Genomic DNA, 18568 nt, shown 5'->3' with positions numbered 1-18568 from the left:
TCTCCTATTTCTCGATTACTTGTGAGGGACGTTCAGAAGGAAGTTTTTGGGACGCCTGGCAGTCCTGACAGATGCCCTGGTACATCACGTCGGCGATCTGGATGGTCATCGGCTTGGAGTTCTCATCCCAGTGCGGGGTGAGGCAGGGCGCGTGTCCGACGGCGCAGTCGACGTCCTCCACGCGGCCGCAGCTGATGCAGATGGCGTGGTGGTGGTTGTCACCGACGCGGGTCTCGTACAGGGCCGGGGAATGCGGCGGTTCGAAGCGGCGCAGCATGTGCAGGTCGGTCAGGTCGCCGAGGACCACGTATACGGATTGCGCGGTCAGCTCCGGAAGCTCGGTGCGCGCGGCGGCCAGGATGCTCTCCGCGGGGGAGTGCGGGTGATGTTCGACGGCGGTGAGCACGGCGAGCCGCTGCCTGGTCACCCGGCGGCCGTGGGCGCGCAGGGCAGCAGCCCATGCATCGTGGCCGCCAAAGTGTTCCGTCATGCCTCTATTGAAACACTTATTATGAGTCGATCACAATAAGGCTTGGCTTACTTTCAGCAAATCCAGGAATTCCTGCATGGGGTTGAGGGATTCTCCTGCCGAGCGGCCCATGGCGTGGACTTTCAGGCCGCCGGCTCCGGGCTCCGGCACCACACAGCTTAGACCCGTCACGCCGGGGCGGTCCGTCAGGCCCTGGACGGCGGCGGCCAGCGCCAGCAGGTGACCCGGGGTCAGGACGGCTCCGCCCGGCGCCGGCGCCAACGCCGGGGAGAGTAGTGTGTGGTGCGCTCCGGCCTTGACTTGCGGGGCCCTGGCAGTGAGTTCCGGGAGGGTGCCGTCCGCTGGCGGGACGGGCTCTGCCTCTTGCGTCACAGCCAGCAAGCGCAGGGCGGTGCGGAGGCCGCCGTCGTACTCTTTGAGCTCGTCCGCTGGGGCCGGAACCCGGCGCTGCGCGGGAACGCGCAGCTGTTCGCCGGGGGTGACCGGCTCGGCGTCCCAGCGCCCGAACAAGTGGAAGGTGGGGGTGGAGGATTCCGCCTCCGGTTCGCCTATGGCCGCCCCGATGGGGTGCCACTGGTGCGCAAACACCACGGTGCAGCGGCTGGCACCCAGGACATTGGCGAGTGCCTGCCGGGCAATGGTGTGGCAGTGCAACCAGTCAGCGGCCGAGCGCAGATCGAATGCCGTAGCCGGGTTGGTGAGCCGGATCAGGAGATGGCCGGCGTTCAGGGCAGTCCGGGGCCGGGCAACCTCCCAGAAATCCGAGTCAAAAAGCAGCCGCCTGGACACATTCATAAGCCGATTCCTTTCCCCCGACTGAGGATACCAATCGTGTGACGGAACAGGACGCCGCTGCCCCATTAAGGTTGGTGTACCGGCTCACGCAGGACAGCTTCTATGTGGGCCTGCTGGGCGCGTTTGCGTTGGTGCCGCGTCAACCAGCCGGCCCGCGGGTGGGCGACCTGCTGGCAGGCTCCGGGACTAAGATTTTGAGTGAGGGATGGGTCCTGCATCCGGGCGGGTTTAGCGCATCGCGGTGGTCTGGCCGGAGGCACAGCTGCAGCCGGGCTTCTGCATATACGATGCCCGCGACCCGGTGCTTTAGGACCGTGCCTTGTTGGGGGAACTTTGTCAGGGCGAGCAGGAGGAGCGGACGTGCACAAGCATTACAACGGCCTGAAAACTGCGGCGCTCTTCGGCGTCCTGTGGGCGGTGCTCCTGGGCCTGGGCGGCCTGATCGGGATCAATACCCGCAGTTCAGCGCCCATCTGGGTCATGGCCCTGATCGGCGTGGCCACCACGGCGTACGGCTACTGGAACAGCGACAAGATCGCCATCCGCTCCATGCAGGCCTACTCCGTCACGGAGGCCCAGGCACCTCAGCTGTACCAGATTGTCCGGGAACTCTCGGTCCGGGCCAACCAGCCGATGCCGCGCATCTACCTCTCACCCACCATGAACCCGAACGCGTTCGCCACTGGCCGGAATCCCAAAAACGCCGCCGTGTGCTGCACCGATGGGATCCTGCAGCTGTTGGATGCCCGGGAGCTGCGCGGGGTCCTGGGGCACGAGCTGATGCACGTGTACAACCGGGACATCCTCACGTCCTCGGTGGCGGCCGCGGTGGCTGGCGTCATCACGTCCGTGGGCCAGATGCTGCTGTTCTTCGGGGGCGGCCGGCGCAGCTCCAACCCGCTGGCCATGCTGGCGATGGCGCTTTTGGCGCCGTTTGCGGCGTCGCTGATCCAGCTGGCCATCTCCAGGACCCGTGAGTACGACGCCGACGAGGACGGTTCGGAGCTCACTGGCGATCCGCTGGCGCTCGCCTCAGCCCTGCGCAAGATCGAGCAGGGAGTGCGGATCGCGCCGCTGCCGCAGGAGCAGAAGCTGGTCAATACCTCGCACCTGATGATCGCCAACCCGTTCCGCGGCGGGGCGATCACCAAGCTGTTCGCCACGCACCCGCCCATGAAGGAGCGGATCGCCCGGCTGGAACGGATTGCCGGCCGGCCGCTGAACTGAGGACAACCGAGGAGGGGTGCTAGCTGCGGAAGTTGACGAACTGCAGGTCCGCCTCGTCGAAGTCCTTCAGCAGCGCCATAACAGACTGCAGGTCATCGCGGGACTTGGACGAGACGCGGAGTTCGTCGCCCTGGATCTGGGATTTGACCCCCTTGGGGCCCTCGTCGCGGATCAGCTTGTTGATCTTCTTGGCCAGATCCTGCTCGATGCCTTCCTTGATGGAGGCTTCCAGCCGGAATTCCTTGCCGGATGGGTACGGCTCGCCGGTGTCCAGGGACTTCAGGGAGATGCCGCGGCGGATCAGCTTCGACTGGAGGACGTCCAGCACGGCCAGGACGCGTTCCTCCGAGTTCGCCTTCATCAGGATCTTCTCGCCGCTGAAATCGACCTCGGCGCCGACACCCTTGAAGTCGTAGCGCTGGACCAGTTCCTTCTGTGCCTGGTTCAGCGCGTTGGCCACTTCCTGCTTGTCCACTTTGCTTACGACGTCGAACGTTGACTCGCCTGCCATGATTCTCCTTGTGCCGGTGGGTGCCCTGAATGGTCTCTGCAGGGCGCGGATCGCTGTATTCCAGCCTAATACGGATCGCCCGGCTGTGGCGCTGGAGCGGATTCGGCATGTTTCCCGGATTCACAGTTCCCTCATAGCGGACGCACTGCGGGAACGAAGCCGGGTGATGGAGAGTTGAACGCGTTGGAAGTAGCTCGAAAGGGAACACCATGCCACGCACCGCCGTCCGTTACGTCACCCGAACCACCGCCGCAGCCGCCGGCGCCGTGGCCACCGCCGCAACCTCCGTTGCCGCAGCAGCCATCGCCGCCTCCATTATCTTCAGCCCCGTCCCGGATGCCTCGGCCCGCATGGACGGTGTGAGCGAGGACCTGCTGCGGGCGGTCCAGCTGAACCAGATCACCGAGGAGCAGGCCGTGAAGTTCGAGGCAAGGCTGGCCGGACGGATTCTAGGCGACGCCTGACGCCCGGTTTTCCACGGAATTGCGGGGCTTCCGGCGGCGTTTTCAGGGGCCTGCCGCCTCGATTCGATGTTTCGGCAGAAGTTCTGTAAAGTTGTCTTGCCCGCGGTTACTGGAAGCGGAACGGCCCGGAAACGGACGTTCTGAACACTGCAGCCGGGGGTGATCTTCTTTTGAAGTTCGGCAGATTACCCGAGCGGCCAAAGGGGGCTGACTGTAAATCAGCTGGCAACGCCTACGGGGGTTCGAATCCCTCATCTGCCACCCAAGGAAAAGCCTCCGGAACCCATCAGGTTCCGGAGGCTTTTTTGTGCCCGAAATCAGGGGAGGGGCCGTCGTCGACATCAGTGTTGGCCCCGGCGTAGGCTGGCACCATCGGCGCATATGTCCCCGATGCCTTGCGTCGATACATCACTCGATGAAGGAGAACCAATGAGCGTTGTACGTGAATTTATGACCACGGATGCACAGTGTATTACGGAGCATCAGTCCCTCGCAGATGCCGCTCGGATGATGTTGGATCTGGACTGCGGATCGCTGCCGATCTGCGGCGATGACGGCAAGTTGAAGGGCATGATCACCGACCGCGACATCGTGCTCAGGTGCGTTGCCGCCGGCCTTGATCCCCGCGAGATGCTGGCCAGCGAGCTGGCCACCGGCAAGCCCTACTGGGTTGACGCCGATGCCAGTGTTGACGCAGCGATCGAAATCATGGAGCGGCACCAAGTAAGGCGGCTCCCGGTTATCGTCGACCACAAGATGGTCGGCATCATCAGCCAGGGCGACATTGCGCGCAACTACACCGAGGAGCGCGTGGGCGAACTGGTGGAGCACATTTCGGAACGCCACCCGATGTCTGCATAGTCAGGCAAATTCCCGCATGGCCTTGTTCGCGGCTCCTTGCCTTAAGGTTCGGAACCGCGAACAAGCTTCGGAAACGCTGGACCGCATACCCGGCCGGTGCCTAGTTGAGCGCGATCAGCAGCATCTGGTTGGTCCCGGGGATGCAAGTCTGCAGGATGGCCCGGGGGAACCCGCCGAATACCGCGATGACATCGTTGGTGGTTCCCGGGTTGGGGACCTGGCCCCTCGCTGTCGCTGTGTAGGTCCCGTAGCCCGGAATGCTGACGGTCTCGCCCACGCCGATGCCGGAGAAACGCGCCCACCCGCCGCAGAAGTCGTGCTCCGTGATGAAGAGGGAGTAGCCGTCGTTTGGCGTGTAGTGGATGGGCCCCATGCAGGCGTCCAGCATGGCCTGTCCGCCAGCGCCCGCGACGTAGATGGTGCGGACAGCGGGCGCGGCCTGGACCGGCGCCGGGGCGGGGACGTAGGCCGGTGAAGCAGCGACGGGTGCAGCCCATGCCGTAGCCGGGGCTGGAGCGGAAACCTCGACGGCGGGTCCCGTCAGCTTCAGCGTCTGGCCTGGGACGATGATGCTGTAGAGGCCCAGCCCGTTGGCGGCCAGCATCGCGTTCGTGTCAACGCCGTACCTGGCCGCGATCCCACCCACGGTGTCGCCGGGAACCACCGTGTAGAGGTTGGTATCGCCCGCGGGTGCCGGAGCAGGTTCGGGAGCTGGTGGTGGGGGAGCCTCGGCCGGGGGCGCGGGCGCCGCAGCTGCGATCTCCGGCTGCGCGGTGCCGGCTGCCGCACCATCAAAGTCAACGTACCCAACATACGGCGCGTCCAATGGCACCGCCGCCAAAGGCCGGGCAACGCGCACAACTGGTGACGCCGCCGTCGTAGTGGCCCCCGGTGGCACCGACAACTCTGCCATGGGGGCGGGGCCGGCCAGGGCGCCGACGCCGAAGGCGGAAATGACGGCGGCGCTTGCCATGCCTGCCCACAGCTTGTTGCTGATGGGCCGGCGGCCCGGTATGAGTTCGACCCGCGGCTCGTCGGTTTCGAAATTTCGGCGGGGTGGTTCGGGAATTTTTGGACTCAACTGATACATGGGTGGCCCGTCGCAGGTCGGGCCCGCAACTGAGGCGGCAAGGCCGCCGCAAACTACATATGCGGGACGGATCGAGGTGTGATGCGCTGCGCGGTCCCGGTCTTTGAACGGAACCGCGCACTGAAGCGCATGATGGGAACCCCCGCATACCCAGAAGATACGGATGTTCCGCTATGAAGCGGCATCATCCACCCCAGCTCGGAGGATGCGCCGGCAACTTGTTCAGCCCTACGAGTTTCGAGTCTAGGAAGCTGCTTCGGGCGCTGCACCAGTAGGCAATACCTGAATTTTTGCGTCGTGTACGTGGCCCCGAGGCGGCGCCTACTCGCAGTCCTGGCGGCGGCTACCCGGTGTCCGGCTCCCCGGCCCGCTGGAAATTTCTACAACGTTGGGCGGTCCGTGAGCTCGGCCACCTCGCGCCGCAGCGCAGCGATCTCCGTGACCAGGCCAGCCAGTTCTGCCCGCAGGGGTTCTTCTATGGACTCCGCGGCAGCTTCAGTGGACTCCTCGACGCGCTGGACCAGCCAGGAAGCGATGGATGCCGTTACCACACCCAGCACGGCGATGCCACTCATCATGACGGCCGCGGCAACCATCCTGCCGATCGGCGTTGCTCTCTGGCCAGCCACAGGTTCGCGGCGTAATCCAGGGCAAAGATACCCCACGTCAGCAACATAACGGTCTCGAGCCATTCCGCACTGCGGCCTTCAACGCGGCCAATCACCTGCCACGCCTAGGCCGCCCTGAAAACGAGTGCCGTTCCCATCAGCGGCCACTCGGGGAGGTCCCGGTAGCGTTGTTGCGTCATGCGCCACATCGTACGTGGTTGCCCAGCTTCTTTGGACTTGCCAGTAAGTTACTGCCGGGTAACATGGAGGCATGCACCTGCTTTTGCGAACGCTCCTGATGCTGTTCACCGCCGCCCGCCGTTCTGCGCTGACCATCTGGGACACATCGTCCCTGCCGCTGCGCGTCCTGCCCACCGACATCGATATCGCCATGCACGTTAACAACGGCATGTACTTTTCCCTCATGGACCTGGGCCGGTTCGACCTGATGGTCCGCAGCGGCGTGTGGAAGACGATGCGCCGGCGCAGCTGGACCCCGGTGGCGGCGGGGGAGACCATCGCCTTCCGGAAGTCGCTGCAGCTGTGGCAGCGGTACACAATCGAAACAAGGATCATCGGCCTGGATGCCAAGGCCATCTACTTTGAGCAGCGCATGGTTTCCGACGGCGAGATTTACGCGCGTGCCTACATCGCCACCCGCCTGGTCAGCAAGGGCGGGCCCGTGAGCCAGGAGGAGATCCTACGCGAGTTCGGGCAGCCTCCGGCAGGTCTGGTGCTGCCCGAATGGATCCACGAATGGCGCGAGACCAACGCACTGCCCGGCAGCCGGACGCCGGCGCCGCATCTTTGGGAAAGCCTCAACCGGGAACCTCGGCCCTGACCGCAGACCCCGGCCGCTGGCCACCCTGACCGCCGGTCACCCGGAAAGCTACGTGCCGACGTCGCGCCTGTCCACAGCGAACGCGGCCACGGCCACCAGCGCCGCCGAAATTCCCCAGATCCACCCTGCCGCAGCCCAGTCCGCGCCGTTGACCACCGGTGAATTTCCGTAAGCCCAGTGGTATGGGCTCAGATTCAGCAGCCACTCAACGTCCTCGCTCTGCCGGCCGACGGCGTTGAAGGTGTATCCAAGGACTCCGACGGCGGCGCCCGCGGCCAGTCCGTACGTCCGCCTTCCGGACATAGCGCCGGCGCATAGCGCGGTCGTTCCGCTCAGCAGTGCCAGCCCTGCAAACAGCACTGCTGCGCCGAAGAGGTTCTCGGGCCGTATGGCCAGGTGGGCCGAATCATTGAGCAGCCGGACCATGACAAAGACCAGGGCCGCGAGCAGCACCACACGCAGGAAGAGGGAGAGTGCGCGTTCCAGGACCACCTGGACGCGGGTCACCCCGTGGGCGAGGGTCAGCTCCAGCTGCCCGGACTCTTCGTCGCCGCCCACCGCGGCGGCACCCCACCCGACAGAAGCGATGGTCATCAGCAGGAAGCCGAGCAGGCCGAACAGCGTGGCCTGGGTGTACCCGGGACCGGTGGCGATCTGGTCGTAGTTCAGCGCCTTGGTCATCTCGGCCGGGAGGGAATCGATCATGCCCTGCATCTCCGTACTCCCGCCGATGGACGGGTACAGCGGCAGGTAGAGGAACGTGGCGCCGGCCAGGGCGGCGGCCCATGCCGTGGTGGAGCGCCAGGAATCCAAGAAGGCCCGGCGGAACAGCGGCAGCGTAGTGCTCATCGCACGGCCTCCCGCTGCTCGGTGTCGTCGGGGTTCGCGTCCGCGGGACTTGAATACATCTTCAGCACTGACTCCTCAAGATCCGGTTCCGCCAGCACCAGGTCCGTCAGCTCCAGCGTTCCCAGGGCCCTGACCAGCGGCTGGATGGCCCCCTCCACGGTCGCCGAAAGGGTGATGCTGCCGTCGGTCGCCAGCACCTCAACGTGCCCGACGCCGGGTACCCCAGCCAGCAGCGCGCTGGCGTCGTGCGCTGTTATTCCGATCGCGGTGAACCGGACCCGGCGCACCGCACCTTCCCGAAGCCCGCTCACGGACTCGACGGCGATGATCCGGCCGTCCCGGAGTATGGCCACCGTGTCTGCGGTCTGCTGGACCTCGCTGAGGACGTGGGAGCTGAGGAAGATGGTCTGGCCGTTGTGCTGCGCCTCGCGGACCATGGCATGGAATTCCTGCTGGACCAGCGGATCCAGGCCGCTGGTGGGCTCATCGAGGACCAGGAGCTCGGGGTCGTGCATAAACGCCTGGACCAGGCCCAGCTTCTGTTTGTTGCCTTTGGACAGCTTGCGCGTGTGGCGGTCCAGGTCGAGCCCAAGCCGTTCGGCCAGGTCTTCGATCCTGCCCGGGGGCACCGGACCGCTGATGGCCTGGTAGTGGGCCAGGAGTGTCCGGCCCGTGAGGCGGCCCTCGAGGAACAGCTCACCCGGAAGGTAGCCGATCCGCCGGCGGAGTTCCGGACCACCCGCCCGGGGGTCCTTGCCCAGGACCCGGACCTGCCCCGAGGTGGGACGGATGATGTCCAGTAGGCAGCGCATGGTGGTGGTCTTGCCGGCGCCGTTGGGGCCGATCACGCCGAACACGGAGCCTGCCTCGACCGCGAAATCCACCCCGTGGAGCACCTCGCGCCGGCCGAATTTCTTCGTCAGGGACTGGGCGGAGATAGCCTGGGCCATGAACCCTCCTGGATGCGGCAGTCAGCGGCTGATGACCCCAAGGGTAAGCCTCGCAATGCCCGGTGTATACGGCCCCGCGGCGGGTATTCCCGATGACGCGGGGAGCGAACAGGGGACGCCCGGCCGGGACATCGGCCTGCGCCTCGCGTACCGTTGAAGGCATGGCTACCGTAGATATCACAGGTGAACAGTTCGCATCGACCATCGAAGGCAACGACATTGTCCTGGTGGACTTCTGGGCTGAATGGTGCGGTCCCTGCAAGCAGTTCGGGCCCACGTACAGCGCTGCTTCGGAGAAGCACTCCGACGTCCTGTTCACGAAGGTGGACACCGAGGCCCAGCAGCAGCTCGCCGCCGAGGCCGGCATCACGTCCATTCCCACTCTGATGGCGTTCCGCGAAAAGGTCCTGGTCTTCTCCCAGCCGGGCGCCCTCAACGCCCAGCAGCTGGAGCAGGTTGTTGACGCGGTCAAGGCCCTTGACATGGATGAAGTCCACGCCCATGTGGCGCGCTCGCAGGCAGACGCCGCAGCCGCCGCGGAAAGCAACCCGGCCACCGCCGGAAAGACGTCCGGCCCCCAGGACGGCACACAGATCCCGGATATCTAAGCGCCCTTAACTGCAACGCGGGGTCACTTCGCGCCCATAAACCTTGGTTAGATGGGCGCGAAGTGACCCCGCGTTGTGGTTTGCGGAAGGTTACAGGCGTTCCAGCTGCACGGGCTCGGCCAGTAGCGCGCTCAGGGATTCGTTCAGGTCTTGGACGGCGGTGCCCTTGGAGTGCTTCGCGAGCAGTTCCTCGGATTCCCACTGTTCCGTCAGGACCAGCTTCTCTTCGGAGGCTTCGGTCAGCTCGTAGCGGATGCAGCCGGCTTCGTTGACCACCTCGTCGATGGCGATTTCCAGGGCGAGCTTCACACGGAAGAACTCGCCGTCGTTGGGGATGAACGTTGCCTGCAGGTCGATGGGTGCACTCATGGATTTCACAATACCGGGACTCGGCATGCAGGCCTGCCCTGTTTACGCGCGGACACTCTCCTGTTGCGCTTCTCATGCGCTTTCATTGCCGGGGGCCAGGCGGTAGCGTGCCAGCATGCGCGCTTACACAGCCGGGGACACTGACGTCCCGCTTCTCGAGGAAACCATCGGCCGGAACTTCGAGCGGGTGGTGGCCCGGTTCCCCTTCCACGACGCGCTGATCGAGGCCGCGCCGGTGCCGGGCGCCGATGCCCGCCGCTGGAGCTACACCAAAATGAACGACGACGTCGATCGCCTTGCGCGTGCGCTCCTCGCTTCGGGGGTGGCCAAGGGGGACCGGGTTGGCATCTGGAGCCCGAACTGCGCCGAGTGGACGCTGCTGCAGTACGCCACGGCCAAGGCCGGCGCCATCCTGGTCAACGTGAACCCGGCCTACCGGAGCCACGAGTTGGAGTTTGTGGTGAAGCAGAACGGCATGCGGATGCTGGTGACGGCGCCGTCGGACCGGAACAGCGACTACGTGGGGATGGCGCGCCAGGCGCTCGCCGGCTGCCCGGACCTGCGGGAACTGGTGTTCCTGCCGGATTACGGCATGGACGGGCTCGACGCCGGCGACACCCAAAGTGACGGGGAGCTGACGTACGCCGAGCTGCTGAAGCGGGCTGACGCCGTCGGCCATTCCGGCCTGAAGGCGCGGATGGCGGACCTGGACCCGCACGATCCCATCAACCTGCAGTACACCTCCGGGACCACTGGCTTCCCCAAGGGCGCCACGCTGACGCACCACAACATCCTGAACAACGGCTACTCCATCGGTGAACTGCTGGGCTACACCGAGCACGACCGGGTGGTGATTCCGGTGCCGTTCTACCACTGCTTCGGGATGGTGATCGGGAACCTGGCGGCCCTCAGCCACGGTGCGGCCACCATCATCCCCGGCCGCGGCTTCACGCCGGCGGCGGCGCTGGAAGCCGTCCAGGATTTCGGTGGGACATCGCTGTACGGCGTGCCCACCATGTTCATCGCCGAACTGGCACTGCCGGACTTTGCCTCCTATGACCTGGCCACGCTTCGGACTGGTGTCATGGCAGGATCGGTGTGCCCCATCGACGTGATGAACCGGGTGATCTCGGAGATGCACATGGTAGACGTGGCCATTTGCTACGGCATGACCGAGACATCCCCGGTGTCCACCATGACCCGAAAGGGTGACACTCTGCAGCATCGCACCGAGACTGTGGGCCGCACCATGCCGAGGCTGGAAAGCCAGATCATCGACCCGGGCACCGGCGAGGTGCTGGAGCGCGGCGAGATCGGCGAGCTGTGCACCCGGGGCTACGCCGTGATGGCCGGGTACTGGGCCCAGCCGGACAAAACCGCGGAAGCCATCGACGCTGACCGCTGGATGCACACCGGCGACCTCGCCCGGATGGACGACGAGGGCTACGTGGTGATCGAGGGCCGGATCAAGGACCTCGTGATCCGCGGCGGCGAAAACATCTACCCGCGCGAGATCGAGGAGTTCCTGTACAGCCACCCATCCATCCAGGACGTGCAGGTGATCGGGGTGCCCGATGCCAGGTACGGGGAGGAACTGATGGCCTGCATCATCCTCACGCCCGGCGCTGAACCGCTGGACGCGGCCGCCGTCGCCGAATTCTGCCGCGGGAAGTTGGCACACTACAAGATCCCGCGCTATGTGGACGTCCGCGAAAGCTTCCCCATGACCGTTTCCGGGAAGATCCGCAAAGTGGAGATGCGCGAGGAAGCCGTCGTCCGGCTGGGCCTCTGACCCACACCCATAGCAACGCAGGGTCACGTAGGGCCCATGTTGGCATCCCGGATGGGCCGTAAGTGACCCCGCGTTGGGGTGGATGAAGCTTGGCCTGTGGATAACTCAATATCCCCTCAACGGTGCGGACAGAATGGTGCACATGGTCCGCATCACGCCCTTGCCGCAGACGCTCAACACCCAGCCGTTCACCATCTATGAGTCCCGGATGCTGGGGGTCGCGCCCAAGCGTCTTCGCGCCAGGGACGTGCTCGACGGCGGACGGCTGATTTACCTGCCTGCCGGCCGTGAGTTTGTCCTTGCCGAACGGTTCCGGGTCCTTGCCGCGGCAACGCCCGGAGCCTGGGTTTCCCACGAGAGCGCGGCAATACTGACCGGGCTCGGCCTGCCGCCCTGGCTGGGTAAGGAGGAAACGATCCACCTCAGCAAACCCCACGGACTTCCTCGGGTCCGCCGTGCCGGAGTGGCCGGCCACCGCGTGCATGCGCTGCCCGGCGAGGTCATGGAAATCGACGGAATCCCAGTCTCCGTCCCGCCCCGGACCTGGCTTGATCTGGCGCATCACGTACCGCTGGCATTTGTGATCGCCATGGGAGACCAGCTGATCCGCATGCCTCGGCCCGGTCTTGAAGGAAGGACCGAACCATACGCCTTCAAGGAAGGACTGCGATTGCTCATCCGGCAGCATCCAAACATGAAGGGGGTGGAGAAGGCCCGGCTTGCCCTGGACGAGATGAGAGTCGGCGCGGACTCGTTTCCGGAGACATTCCTACGCCTGGCCATGCTGGACGCCCGACTTCCTGAGCCGGAATTGCAGCTCCGCCTGGATCCGGATGACCCGTGGTCGCCGTCCGCGGACCTGGGCTACCGGCGCTTCAGGACCGCAGTGCAGTACGACGGCGCGCCTCATCTCACGCGCGATCAGCAGTCGCGGGACAACCGCCGGGACGAAGGCTTCACCAACGCCGGTTGGTCCTATTTCAAGGCCAACGCGGAGGACCTCGCCGAAGGATTCACCAGCCTCATCGCCAGGATCAAGAAGGCCAAACTCCGCTCCCTCTAGTCCAGCGCGGGGTCACTTAACGCCCATGCGGGACGCCAACATGGGCGCTAAGTGACCCCGCGTTGCTTTCGGTGGTCAGTGCCGGCGGTGGTCCTGGATGGTCATCCGTGGCCCGAACGTCGGTTTGCGGAAGCCGCTCAGCCCGATCATCCGGACCACCCGCTGCCGGTGCCCGGTCCACGGCTCAAGCAAGGCCAGCATGCCGGCGTCGTCCGTCCGGCGGCCGGTGAGCGCGGCACCCACATAGGCGGCGAGGTGGTAGTCACCCACCGCGATGGAGTTCGGGCAGCCGTGCGTACGCTGCACCACTTCGGCAGCGGTCCACACCCCGATGCCGGGGATCACCTGCAGCTTTGCTGCCGCCTCCGCGGACGGCAGGGCAGCCAGCCGTTCAAGCGCGACGGCGGATCGCAGGGCCCGCATGACGGTCGCCGAACGCTGGGGTCCTACGCCGGCCTGGTGCCATTCCCACGAGGGGATGCGCAGCCACTGCTCAGGGGTGGGCTGGAGGCGGAGCCCTTCCGGCGCCGCGCTTCCGGCCGCCGGAGCCGGCGAGCCGAACCGGTACATCAGGTACCGGTAGCCGCGGCGGGCCTCAATAACGGTGACCTTCTGCTCGAGGATAGTGGGCACGAGGCAATCAACCACCCGCCCGGTCGAAGGGAGATGGACAGCCAGGTTCCGGCGTCGGGCGTCCCGGACCATCCTTGGGAGCGTGGCGTGGAAGTCCGGTTCGTCAAACGCCGACCAGTCGTCCCCGGCGCCCAAAAGCCGGGGCACTCCGGCGAGTCCGGCGGCGGAGCCGGGACCCCAGGCCTGGGCATCAACAGCCCCGTCCGCAGCAGCGGTGAGGCGCAGCGTGACCGGGCCGTCCGGCGTCGTAAACGCTGTCCATATCCCGTTAGGCCCGAACGAAAACGACAGATCACCGGTACCCCGCAGGAGAGTTCCCAGCGTCTGGTGCAGGCTGTACGGGCCGTCCGGATGCCACCGCAGGGACGCATCCGCGGCGGCTGCAAGCCGGGCCGGAGCGTCAAGGATGGTCATGTATTCATGGTCCCACGGTGGGCTGACAACGTGGCTTCCGGAGGCCCTTACAGTCCGAAGACGCCAGGACTAGACTCCATCGTGTGGCGCAGGGCGTCCGCGACTTTCCCCGCATTCAGAGGAAAACGCAGCGGCTGGAGTTGTGCATTTCGAGAGCCCCGCCGGTGACAAAGTACGCGCCAACACCTTACTACCAGAGCGCGTTCGGCTGGACCCTGATCCCCATGCAGGGGATGGACTACACCAGCGCCATCACTGCGCCGTCGGACGAACAGACAGGCATGCCGAGCGCGCCGGGGGCCATCAACGGTGCCCCAGGCCAAGGACGCCGTTCCCGGCATGGGCTGGTACGCCTATTTCAAGGACACCGAAGGCAACATCATGGGCCTCTGGCAGACGGATTCCTCGGCGGGGAGCTGAGCCCCGGGCAGGACCAACGGCGGCAGGCGGTAACTTTGTACCTATGAAGTACGCGCAGTCCGTCCTGGACCTCATCGGAAACACGCCGCTCATCAAGCTCAACCACGTAACGGAAGGCCTCAAAGCCACTGTCCTGGTCAAGCTGGAATACATCAATCCTGGCGGCTCCATCAAGGACCGCATCGCGGTGAAAATGATCGAAGAGGCCGAACGGACCGGCAAGCTCCTGCCTGGCGGGACCATCGTTGAGCCGACGTCGGGCAACACCGGTGTTGGTCTGGCGCTCGTTGCCCAGCAAAAGGGCTACAAATGCATCTTCGTGGTGCCGGACAAGGTCGGCGAGGACAAGCGCGCCGTGCTTCAGGCGTATGGCGCCGAGGTAGTGGTCACCCCCACGTCCGTGGCCCCGGACAGCCCGCAGAGTTATTACAGCGTCTCGGACCGGCTCGTCACGGAAATTCCGGGTGCCTACAAGCCTGACCAGTTCTCCAACCCGGCCGCGCCCGGCAGCCACTACGAGTCCACAGGACCGGAGATCTGGCAGGACACGGACGGCACGGTGACGCACTGCGTGATCGGCGCCGGCACCGGCGGCACCATCACCGGCACCGGCCGTTTCCTCAAGGAGATCTCGGCGGAGCGTCCGGAGGCCGACGGCGGCCGGGTCAGGATCATCGGGGCGGACCCCGCAGGTTCGGTCTACTCCGGCGGCACTGGGCGCCCGTACTTCGTGGAGGGAGTGGGTGAGGACATGTGGCCGGCCAACTACGATAAATCCGTGCCGGACGACGTCATTGCCGTCACCGACGCCGATTCCTTCGCCATGACCCGGCGGCTGGCCCGCGAGGAAGGGCTGCTGGTGGGCGGCTCGTCCGGCATGGCCGTGGTGGCAGCACTGGAGACCGCCCGCGACCTCCCCGATAGCGCCGTGGTGGTGGTCATCCTCCCGGACTCCGGCCGCGGCTACCTGGCCAAGATCTTCAACGACCAGTGGATGCGTTCCTACGGGTTCCTCTCCGGCGGCGAAGAAGCCTCCGTGGGTGAGGTCATCAAGACCAAGAACGGCGAGCTGCCGGACCTGGTCCACATCCACCCCAACGAGACCGTCCGTGATGTCATCAATATCATGAACGAGTTCGGCGTCAGCCACATCCCGGTCCTCTCGCAGGAACCGCCGGTGGTCATGGGCGAGGTCCTCGGCGCAGTGGATGAGCGCAGCCTGACCTCCAAGCTGTTCCGCGGCGAAGCCAAGCTGACGGACAAGATCTCTGAGCACATGGGGCCCCGTCTGCCGGTCATCGGCTCGCTGGAAACCATCTCCGCAGCCCGCGAGCTGCTCTCCGACGTGGACACCGTGATGGTGACGTTCGTCGGTGCCCCCGTGGGAATCCTCACCCGCCACGACCTCCTCGCCTACCTCAGCAACTAATCCTCCGGTAGTTGAGCCTGTCGAAACCAGGATCTCGACAGGCTCGATCACCGCATGAAAGGACCTTCAAATGTCTGCAGAAAACCAGGGTTTCAACACGCGCGCCGTCCACGCCGGCCAGGCCTTCGAGCCCCGCACCGGCGCCGTGGTCCCGCCGGTGCACTTCAGCTCCACGTACGCCCAGGACGGAATCGGCGGGCTCCGCGACGGCTACGAATACGGCCGCGGCACCAACCCCACGCGCGACGCCCTGCAGGAGCAGCTCGCGGCGCTCGAAGGCGGAAGCCATGCGTACTCCTTCAGCTCCGGCCTCGCGGCGGAGGACTCCCTGATCCGGGCGCTGACCCGGCCTGGCGACCATATTGTGCTCGGCAACGACGCCTACGGCGGCACCTACCGGCTGATCAACCGCGTGCTCGGGGACTGGGGGATCGGAAACACGCCCGTGGACATGGCGGACCTGGACGCGGTACGCGAAGCCGTGGCCGCGAGCAAGACCCGCTTCGTCTGGGTGGAGACCCCTTCCAACCCGCTGATGAAGATCACCGATATTGAGGCGCTCGCCGCGATAGCGCACGACGCCGGTGCCCTCCTCGTGGTGGACAATACCTTCGCGTCGCCCTACCTTCAGACCCCGCTCGCCCTGGGTGCCGACGTCGTGGTCCACTCCACCACCAAGTACATCGGCGGGCACTCCGATGTGGTGGGCGGCGCCATTGTGGTCAACGACGCGGAGCTCGCGGAGAAGATCGGCTTTGTGCAGTTCGCTGTGGGTGCGGTGTCCGGCCCGATGGACGCGTTCCTCACCACCCGTGGCCTGAAGACGCTCGGCGTGCGCATGGACCGGCACAGCGACAACGGCCAGGCCGTGGCCGAATGGCTGCTGCAGCGCCCCGAGGTGGAGGCCGTCCTGTATCCGGGCCTGCCCTCCCACCCCGGCCATGAGCTGGCCAAGAAGCAGATGAAGAAGTTCGGCGGTATGGTGTCCGTCCAGTTCAAGGGCGGCGAGGCGGCGGCCCGCACGGTCGCGGAAAACACGCAGGTGTTCACGCTGGCAGAATCCCTGGGCGGCATCGAATCACTGATGAACTACCCCTCGGAGATGACCCACGCATCGGTCAAGGGCACTGAGCTCGCGGTTCCGGTTAACCTGATCCGGCTCTCCTGCGGCATCGAGGACGTGGAGGACCTCATCGCCGACCTTGAGCGGGCCTTCACGTTCCTCAAGTAGCACCGCGCCTCAAGTAGCACCTTTCCAACCACGGGCACCCTGGCTTTCTTCAAGAAAGTTAGCTAGGGTGCCTTTATGGTACTCCGCTCCGACTGGTCCCAGCGCAACTGCAGCATGGCACGAGGTCTCGACATTTTGGGTGACCCCTGGAGCATGCTTGTGCTCCGCGAGGTCTTTTTCGGCAACGGGCGTTTCGACGCCATGAAGTCCCGGCTCGCCGTCGCGGACTCGGTGCTCACCAGGCGCCTGGCGGGTCTGGTGGAGTCGGGGCTGCTCGAGAAGAAGGCGTACGACGACGGCGGCCGCGCCCGCCAGGAATACGTCCTGACCCCGAAGGGTGAGGATGCCCTCCCCGTCCTGAACGCCGTGGTCATGTGGGCGGAAAAGCACCTCCCGGCACCCTCGGACCAGGCCCACATGTTTGTGATCCATTCCGGCTGCGGCCAGCGGACCGGCTCCGCGGACACCTGCACCGGCTGCGGGGAGCGGCTGACAGCCGCCAACACCAGCTGGCACAGCCTCACCCGGACGGACGCGCCGGTGCAACTGGCCACCGCCGCATGAGCGCCACCGAAACAACCCGCCGCCGGCGACTGCACCCCGCCTGGACCGTCGCGGCCGTCGCCTTCCTGGCCCTTGTGGGAGCCGCCGGATTCCGTGCCGCCCCCGGTGTGCTGATGGTGCCCCTGCAGCAGGAGTTCGGCTGGTCCACTACCGTTCTGTCCGCAGCCGTCAGCATCAACCTGGTGCTGTTTGGCCTGACCGCCCCGTTCGCCGCGGCCCTGATGGAAAAGTTCGGGATCCGGGCCGTCACCGCCAACGCCCTGGTGCTGATCGGCGCCGGCAGCGCGCTCACGGTGCTGGTCAACCAGTCCTGGCAGATCCTCCTGACCTGGGGACTGCTGATCGGGTTGGGCACAGGCTCCATGGCCCTCGTCTTCGCGGCCACCATCGCCAACACCTGGTTCTCCAAGAGCCGGGGCCTGGTGATCGGCATCCTGACCGCCGGCAGCGCCGCGGGCCAGCTGGTCTTCCTGCCGTTCATCGCCATGCTGGCCCAGGATCCGGGCTGGCGGCAGGCATCGCTGCTGATCGCCGCCGGCGCGCTGGCTGTGGTTCCGCTGGTGCTGAAGTTCCTCAAGAACTCACCGGCCGACGTCGGCGCCTTGCCTTACGGTGAAACGGCCCCTGAGGAGGGAATGGCTGCGGAAGCGGATGCCGTAGCGGATGCCGTGGACAGCGGGCGGAGCAGCAACGCCGCGGTGCGCGCCCTCCAGGTGCTCAAGCGGGCCAGCAAAGTACGGACGTTCTGGGCGCTGGTGGCAGGTTTTGCGATCTGCGGCGCCACCACGAACGGGCTGATCGGCACCCACTTCATCCCCTCCGCCCACGACCACGGCATGCCCGAAACCACCGCGGCCGGGCTGCTCGCCGTCGTCGGGATCTTTGACATCGTGGGCACCATCGCTTCCGGCTGGCTGACCGACCGCTACAACCCCAAGATCCTGCTGGCCGTCTACTACCAGTTCCGGGGGATCGGCCTGCTGGGGCTGCCGCTGCTCCTGAGCGCCAGCATCCAGCCGAGCATGATCGTTTTTGTGGTGATCTACGGCCTGGACTGGGTGGCCACCGTGCCGCCCACCGCGGCAATCTGCCGGAAAACGTTCGGCGCGGACGGCAGCGTGGTGTTCGGCTGGGTGTTCGCGGCCCACCAGCTGGGTGCGGCCGCCGCTGCCCTTGGCGCCGGCGTCATCCGGGACGCCACCGGCCAGTACACCTACGCCTGGTTCGGCGCGGCGGCCATGTGCACTATCGCCGCCGTGATCAGCGCGACCATCCGCAAGGACGCCGGCCAGAAGGAGCCGGTGGCCGTGGCTGTTTGAGCTGGCCGGCTGATCGCGCGGCTGATCGCGCGGCTGCCGG

The 18568-nt window shown here is 65.9% G+C and carries 21 protein-coding genes and 1 tRNA gene; 13 read left to right on the top strand and 9 right to left on the bottom strand.

Going from position 1 to position 18568, the window contains the following annotated elements:
- Positions 1-4: 4 nt before the first annotated feature.
- Both ACQCS0_RS16095 and ACQCS0_RS16090 read right to left on the bottom strand, forming a co-directional pair.
- On the bottom strand, positions 5-490 hold the full coding sequence (locus tag ACQCS0_RS16095; RefSeq protein ID WP_354153243.1) for a Fur family transcriptional regulator: 486 nt from the start codon (positions 488-490) through the stop codon (positions 5-7).
- 30 nt (positions 491-520) lie between these two features.
- Positions 521-1285: a hypothetical protein gene (locus ACQCS0_RS16090; protein ID WP_354153244.1), complete on the bottom strand. Its 765-nt coding sequence runs from the start codon at positions 1283-1285 to the stop codon at positions 521-523.
- Between the two features lie 360 nt (positions 1286-1645).
- On the opposite strand from ACQCS0_RS16090, the gene htpX reads away from it, so the two are divergent.
- The gene (gene htpX / locus ACQCS0_RS16085; protein ID WP_354153245.1) at positions 1646-2512 is read left to right on the top strand and encodes a zinc metalloprotease HtpX; all 867 of its coding nucleotides are present in this window, start codon (positions 1646-1648) and stop codon (positions 2510-2512) included.
- Between the two features lie 19 nt (positions 2513-2531).
- On the opposite strand, the gene ACQCS0_RS16080 is transcribed toward htpX, so the two are convergent.
- Positions 2532-3023 (bottom strand): YajQ family cyclic di-GMP-binding protein, encoded by a 492-nt coding sequence (locus ACQCS0_RS16080; RefSeq protein WP_056344649.1) that lies wholly within the window; start codon positions 3021-3023, stop codon positions 2532-2534.
- Between the two features lie 209 nt (positions 3024-3232).
- Here ACQCS0_RS16080 and ACQCS0_RS16075 point away from each other — a divergent pair, with 209 nt between their 5' ends.
- The 3 genes from ACQCS0_RS16075 (at position 3233) to ACQCS0_RS16065 (ending at position 4348) form a co-directional block, all read left to right on the top strand.
- Positions 3233-3487: a hypothetical protein gene (locus tag ACQCS0_RS16075; protein ID WP_282329555.1), complete on the top strand. Its 255-nt coding sequence runs from the start codon at positions 3233-3235 to the stop codon at positions 3485-3487.
- A 179-nt stretch (positions 3488-3666) separates the two neighbouring features.
- Positions 3667-3748 (top strand) — tRNA-Tyr (locus ACQCS0_RS16070).
- 168 nt (positions 3749-3916) lie between these two features.
- A complete protein-coding gene (locus ACQCS0_RS16065) occupies positions 3917-4348 on the top strand; it encodes a CBS domain-containing protein (RefSeq protein ID WP_354153246.1) in 432 nt (143 codons plus the stop codon).
- 100 nt (positions 4349-4448) lie between these two features.
- Here ACQCS0_RS16065 and ACQCS0_RS16060 read toward each other — a convergent pair whose 3' ends face one another.
- Positions 4449-5429: a LysM domain-containing protein gene (locus ACQCS0_RS16060; RefSeq protein ID WP_354222794.1), complete on the bottom strand. Its 981-nt coding sequence runs from the start codon at positions 5427-5429 to the stop codon at positions 4449-4451.
- Between the two features lie 389 nt (positions 5430-5818).
- Positions 5819-6067, bottom strand: a complete 249-nt coding sequence (locus ACQCS0_RS16055; protein ID WP_354153248.1) for a hypothetical protein — start codon at positions 6065-6067, stop codon at positions 5819-5821.
- Between the two features lie 250 nt (positions 6068-6317).
- Here ACQCS0_RS16055 and ACQCS0_RS16050 point away from each other — a divergent pair, with 250 nt between their 5' ends.
- On the top strand, positions 6318-6887 hold the full coding sequence (locus ACQCS0_RS16050; protein ID WP_354153249.1) for an acyl-CoA thioesterase: 570 nt from the start codon (positions 6318-6320) through the stop codon (positions 6885-6887).
- Between the two features lie 48 nt (positions 6888-6935).
- On the opposite strand, the gene ACQCS0_RS16045 is transcribed toward ACQCS0_RS16050, so the two are convergent.
- A complete protein-coding gene (locus ACQCS0_RS16045; RefSeq protein ID WP_354153250.1) occupies positions 6936-7736 on the bottom strand; it encodes an ABC transporter permease subunit in 801 nt (266 codons plus the stop codon).
- Positions 7733-8686 carry an ABC transporter ATP-binding protein gene (locus tag ACQCS0_RS16040; RefSeq protein ID WP_354153251.1) on the bottom strand — a complete coding sequence of 318 codons (954 nt, stop codon included), beginning with the start codon at positions 8684-8686 and terminating at the stop codon, positions 7733-7735. Before ACQCS0_RS16040 ends, ACQCS0_RS16045 begins: the two co-directional genes overlap by 4 nt.
- Before the next feature lie 161 nt (positions 8687-8847).
- On the opposite strand from ACQCS0_RS16040, the gene ACQCS0_RS16035 reads away from it, so the two are divergent.
- Entirely contained in the window at positions 8848-9294 is a 447-nt protein-coding gene (locus ACQCS0_RS16035; RefSeq protein ID WP_354153252.1) for a thioredoxin family protein, read from the top strand.
- Between the two features lie 90 nt (positions 9295-9384).
- On the opposite strand, the gene ACQCS0_RS16030 is transcribed toward ACQCS0_RS16035, so the two are convergent.
- Positions 9385-9663 (bottom strand): antibiotic biosynthesis monooxygenase, encoded by a 279-nt coding sequence (locus ACQCS0_RS16030; protein WP_354153253.1) that lies wholly within the window; start codon positions 9661-9663, stop codon positions 9385-9387.
- Between the two features lie 115 nt (positions 9664-9778).
- Between ACQCS0_RS16030 and ACQCS0_RS16025 the strand changes: the two genes are divergently transcribed.
- Together ACQCS0_RS16025 and ACQCS0_RS16020 are read left to right on the top strand one after the other, a co-directional pair.
- The gene (locus ACQCS0_RS16025) at positions 9779-11455 is read left to right on the top strand and encodes an AMP-binding protein (protein WP_354153254.1); all 1677 of its coding nucleotides are present in this window, start codon (positions 9779-9781) and stop codon (positions 11453-11455) included.
- Positions 11456-11597: 142 nt separating this feature from the next.
- A complete protein-coding gene (locus ACQCS0_RS16020) occupies positions 11598-12518 on the top strand; it encodes a hypothetical protein (protein WP_354153255.1) in 921 nt (306 codons plus the stop codon).
- Between the two features lie 75 nt (positions 12519-12593).
- Here the strand turns inward: ACQCS0_RS16020 and ACQCS0_RS16015 are convergent, their stop codons facing one another.
- Positions 12594-13565, bottom strand: a complete 972-nt coding sequence (locus tag ACQCS0_RS16015; protein ID WP_354222796.1) for a 3-methyladenine DNA glycosylase — start codon at positions 13563-13565, stop codon at positions 12594-12596.
- A gap of 309 nt (positions 13566-13874) precedes the next feature.
- Here ACQCS0_RS16015 and ACQCS0_RS16010 point away from each other — a divergent pair, with 309 nt between their 5' ends.
- From ACQCS0_RS16010 to ACQCS0_RS15990, 5 genes are all read left to right on the top strand, one after another.
- Positions 13875-13985 (top strand): VOC family protein, encoded by a 111-nt coding sequence (locus ACQCS0_RS16010; protein WP_426939587.1) that lies wholly within the window; start codon positions 13875-13877, stop codon positions 13983-13985.
- A gap of 43 nt (positions 13986-14028) precedes the next feature.
- On the top strand, positions 14029-15414 hold the full coding sequence (locus tag ACQCS0_RS16005) for a cystathionine beta-synthase (RefSeq protein WP_282329544.1): 1386 nt from the start codon (positions 14029-14031) through the stop codon (positions 15412-15414).
- A 70-nt stretch (positions 15415-15484) separates the two neighbouring features.
- Complete coding sequence (locus ACQCS0_RS16000) at positions 15485-16645, top strand: cystathionine gamma-synthase (RefSeq protein ID WP_354153257.1); 1161 nt, start codon at positions 15485-15487, stop codon at positions 16643-16645.
- 75 nt (positions 16646-16720) lie between these two features.
- Positions 16721-17209, top strand: coding sequence for a helix-turn-helix domain-containing protein (locus ACQCS0_RS15995; protein ID WP_354153258.1), 489 nt, complete (start codon positions 16721-16723; stop codon positions 17207-17209).
- Positions 17206-18528 (top strand): MFS transporter, encoded by a 1323-nt coding sequence (locus tag ACQCS0_RS15990; protein WP_426939848.1) that lies wholly within the window; start codon positions 17206-17208, stop codon positions 18526-18528. The genes ACQCS0_RS15995 and ACQCS0_RS15990 overlap by 4 nt, the downstream gene beginning before the upstream one ends.
- The last annotated feature ends 40 nt before the right edge of the window (positions 18529-18568 follow it).

The organism is Pseudarthrobacter sp. S6, from assembly GCF_050156575.1.
Classification (GTDB): domain Bacteria; phylum Actinomycetota; class Actinomycetes; order Actinomycetales; family Micrococcaceae; genus Arthrobacter.
Note: the sequence above shows the minus strand (reverse complement) of the source record. Positions and strands in the feature narration are given on the sequence as shown.

Excerpts from the sequence above, each read along its gene's own strand:
- ACQCS0_RS16095 (WP_354153243.1), bottom strand. The coding sequence starts at position 490 with ATGACGGAACACTTTGGCGGCCACGATGCATGGGCTGCTGCCCTGCGC.
- ACQCS0_RS16090 (WP_354153244.1), bottom strand. The coding sequence starts at position 1,285 with ATGAATGTGTCCAGGCGGCTGCTTTTTGACTCGGATTTCTGGGAGGTT.
- ACQCS0_RS16080 (WP_056344649.1), bottom strand. The coding sequence starts at position 3,023 with ATGGCAGGCGAGTCAACGTTCGACGTCGTAAGCAAAGTGGACAAGCAG.
- ACQCS0_RS16075 (WP_282329555.1), top strand. The coding sequence starts at position 3,233 with ATGCCACGCACCGCCGTCCGTTACGTCACCCGAACCACCGCCGCAGCC.
- ACQCS0_RS16065 (WP_354153246.1), top strand. The coding sequence starts at position 3,917 with ATGAGCGTTGTACGTGAATTTATGACCACGGATGCACAGTGTATTACG.
- ACQCS0_RS16050 (WP_354153249.1), top strand. The coding sequence starts at position 6,318 with ATGCACCTGCTTTTGCGAACGCTCCTGATGCTGTTCACCGCCGCCCGC.
- ACQCS0_RS16045 (WP_354153250.1), bottom strand. The coding sequence starts at position 7,736 with ATGAGCACTACGCTGCCGCTGTTCCGCCGGGCCTTCTTGGATTCCTGG.
- ACQCS0_RS16040 (WP_354153251.1), bottom strand. The coding sequence starts at position 8,686 with ATGGCCCAGGCTATCTCCGCCCAGTCCCTGACGAAGAAATTCGGCCGG.
- ACQCS0_RS16035 (WP_354153252.1), top strand. The coding sequence starts at position 8,848 with ATGGCTACCGTAGATATCACAGGTGAACAGTTCGCATCGACCATCGAA.
- ACQCS0_RS16030 (WP_354153253.1), bottom strand. The coding sequence starts at position 9,663 with ATGAGTGCACCCATCGACCTGCAGGCAACGTTCATCCCCAACGACGGC.
- ACQCS0_RS16025 (WP_354153254.1), top strand. The coding sequence starts at position 9,779 with ATGCGCGCTTACACAGCCGGGGACACTGACGTCCCGCTTCTCGAGGAA.
- ACQCS0_RS16020 (WP_354153255.1), top strand. The coding sequence starts at position 11,598 with ATGGTCCGCATCACGCCCTTGCCGCAGACGCTCAACACCCAGCCGTTC.
- ACQCS0_RS16015 (WP_354222796.1), bottom strand. The coding sequence starts at position 13,565 with ATGACCATCCTTGACGCTCCGGCCCGGCTTGCAGCCGCCGCGGATGCG.
- ACQCS0_RS16005 (WP_282329544.1), top strand. The coding sequence starts at position 14,029 with ATGAAGTACGCGCAGTCCGTCCTGGACCTCATCGGAAACACGCCGCTC.
- ACQCS0_RS16000 (WP_354153257.1), top strand. The coding sequence starts at position 15,485 with ATGTCTGCAGAAAACCAGGGTTTCAACACGCGCGCCGTCCACGCCGGC.
- ACQCS0_RS15995 (WP_354153258.1), top strand. The coding sequence starts at position 16,721 with ATGGTACTCCGCTCCGACTGGTCCCAGCGCAACTGCAGCATGGCACGA.
- ACQCS0_RS15990 (WP_426939848.1), top strand. The coding sequence starts at position 17,206 with ATGAGCGCCACCGAAACAACCCGCCGCCGGCGACTGCACCCCGCCTGG.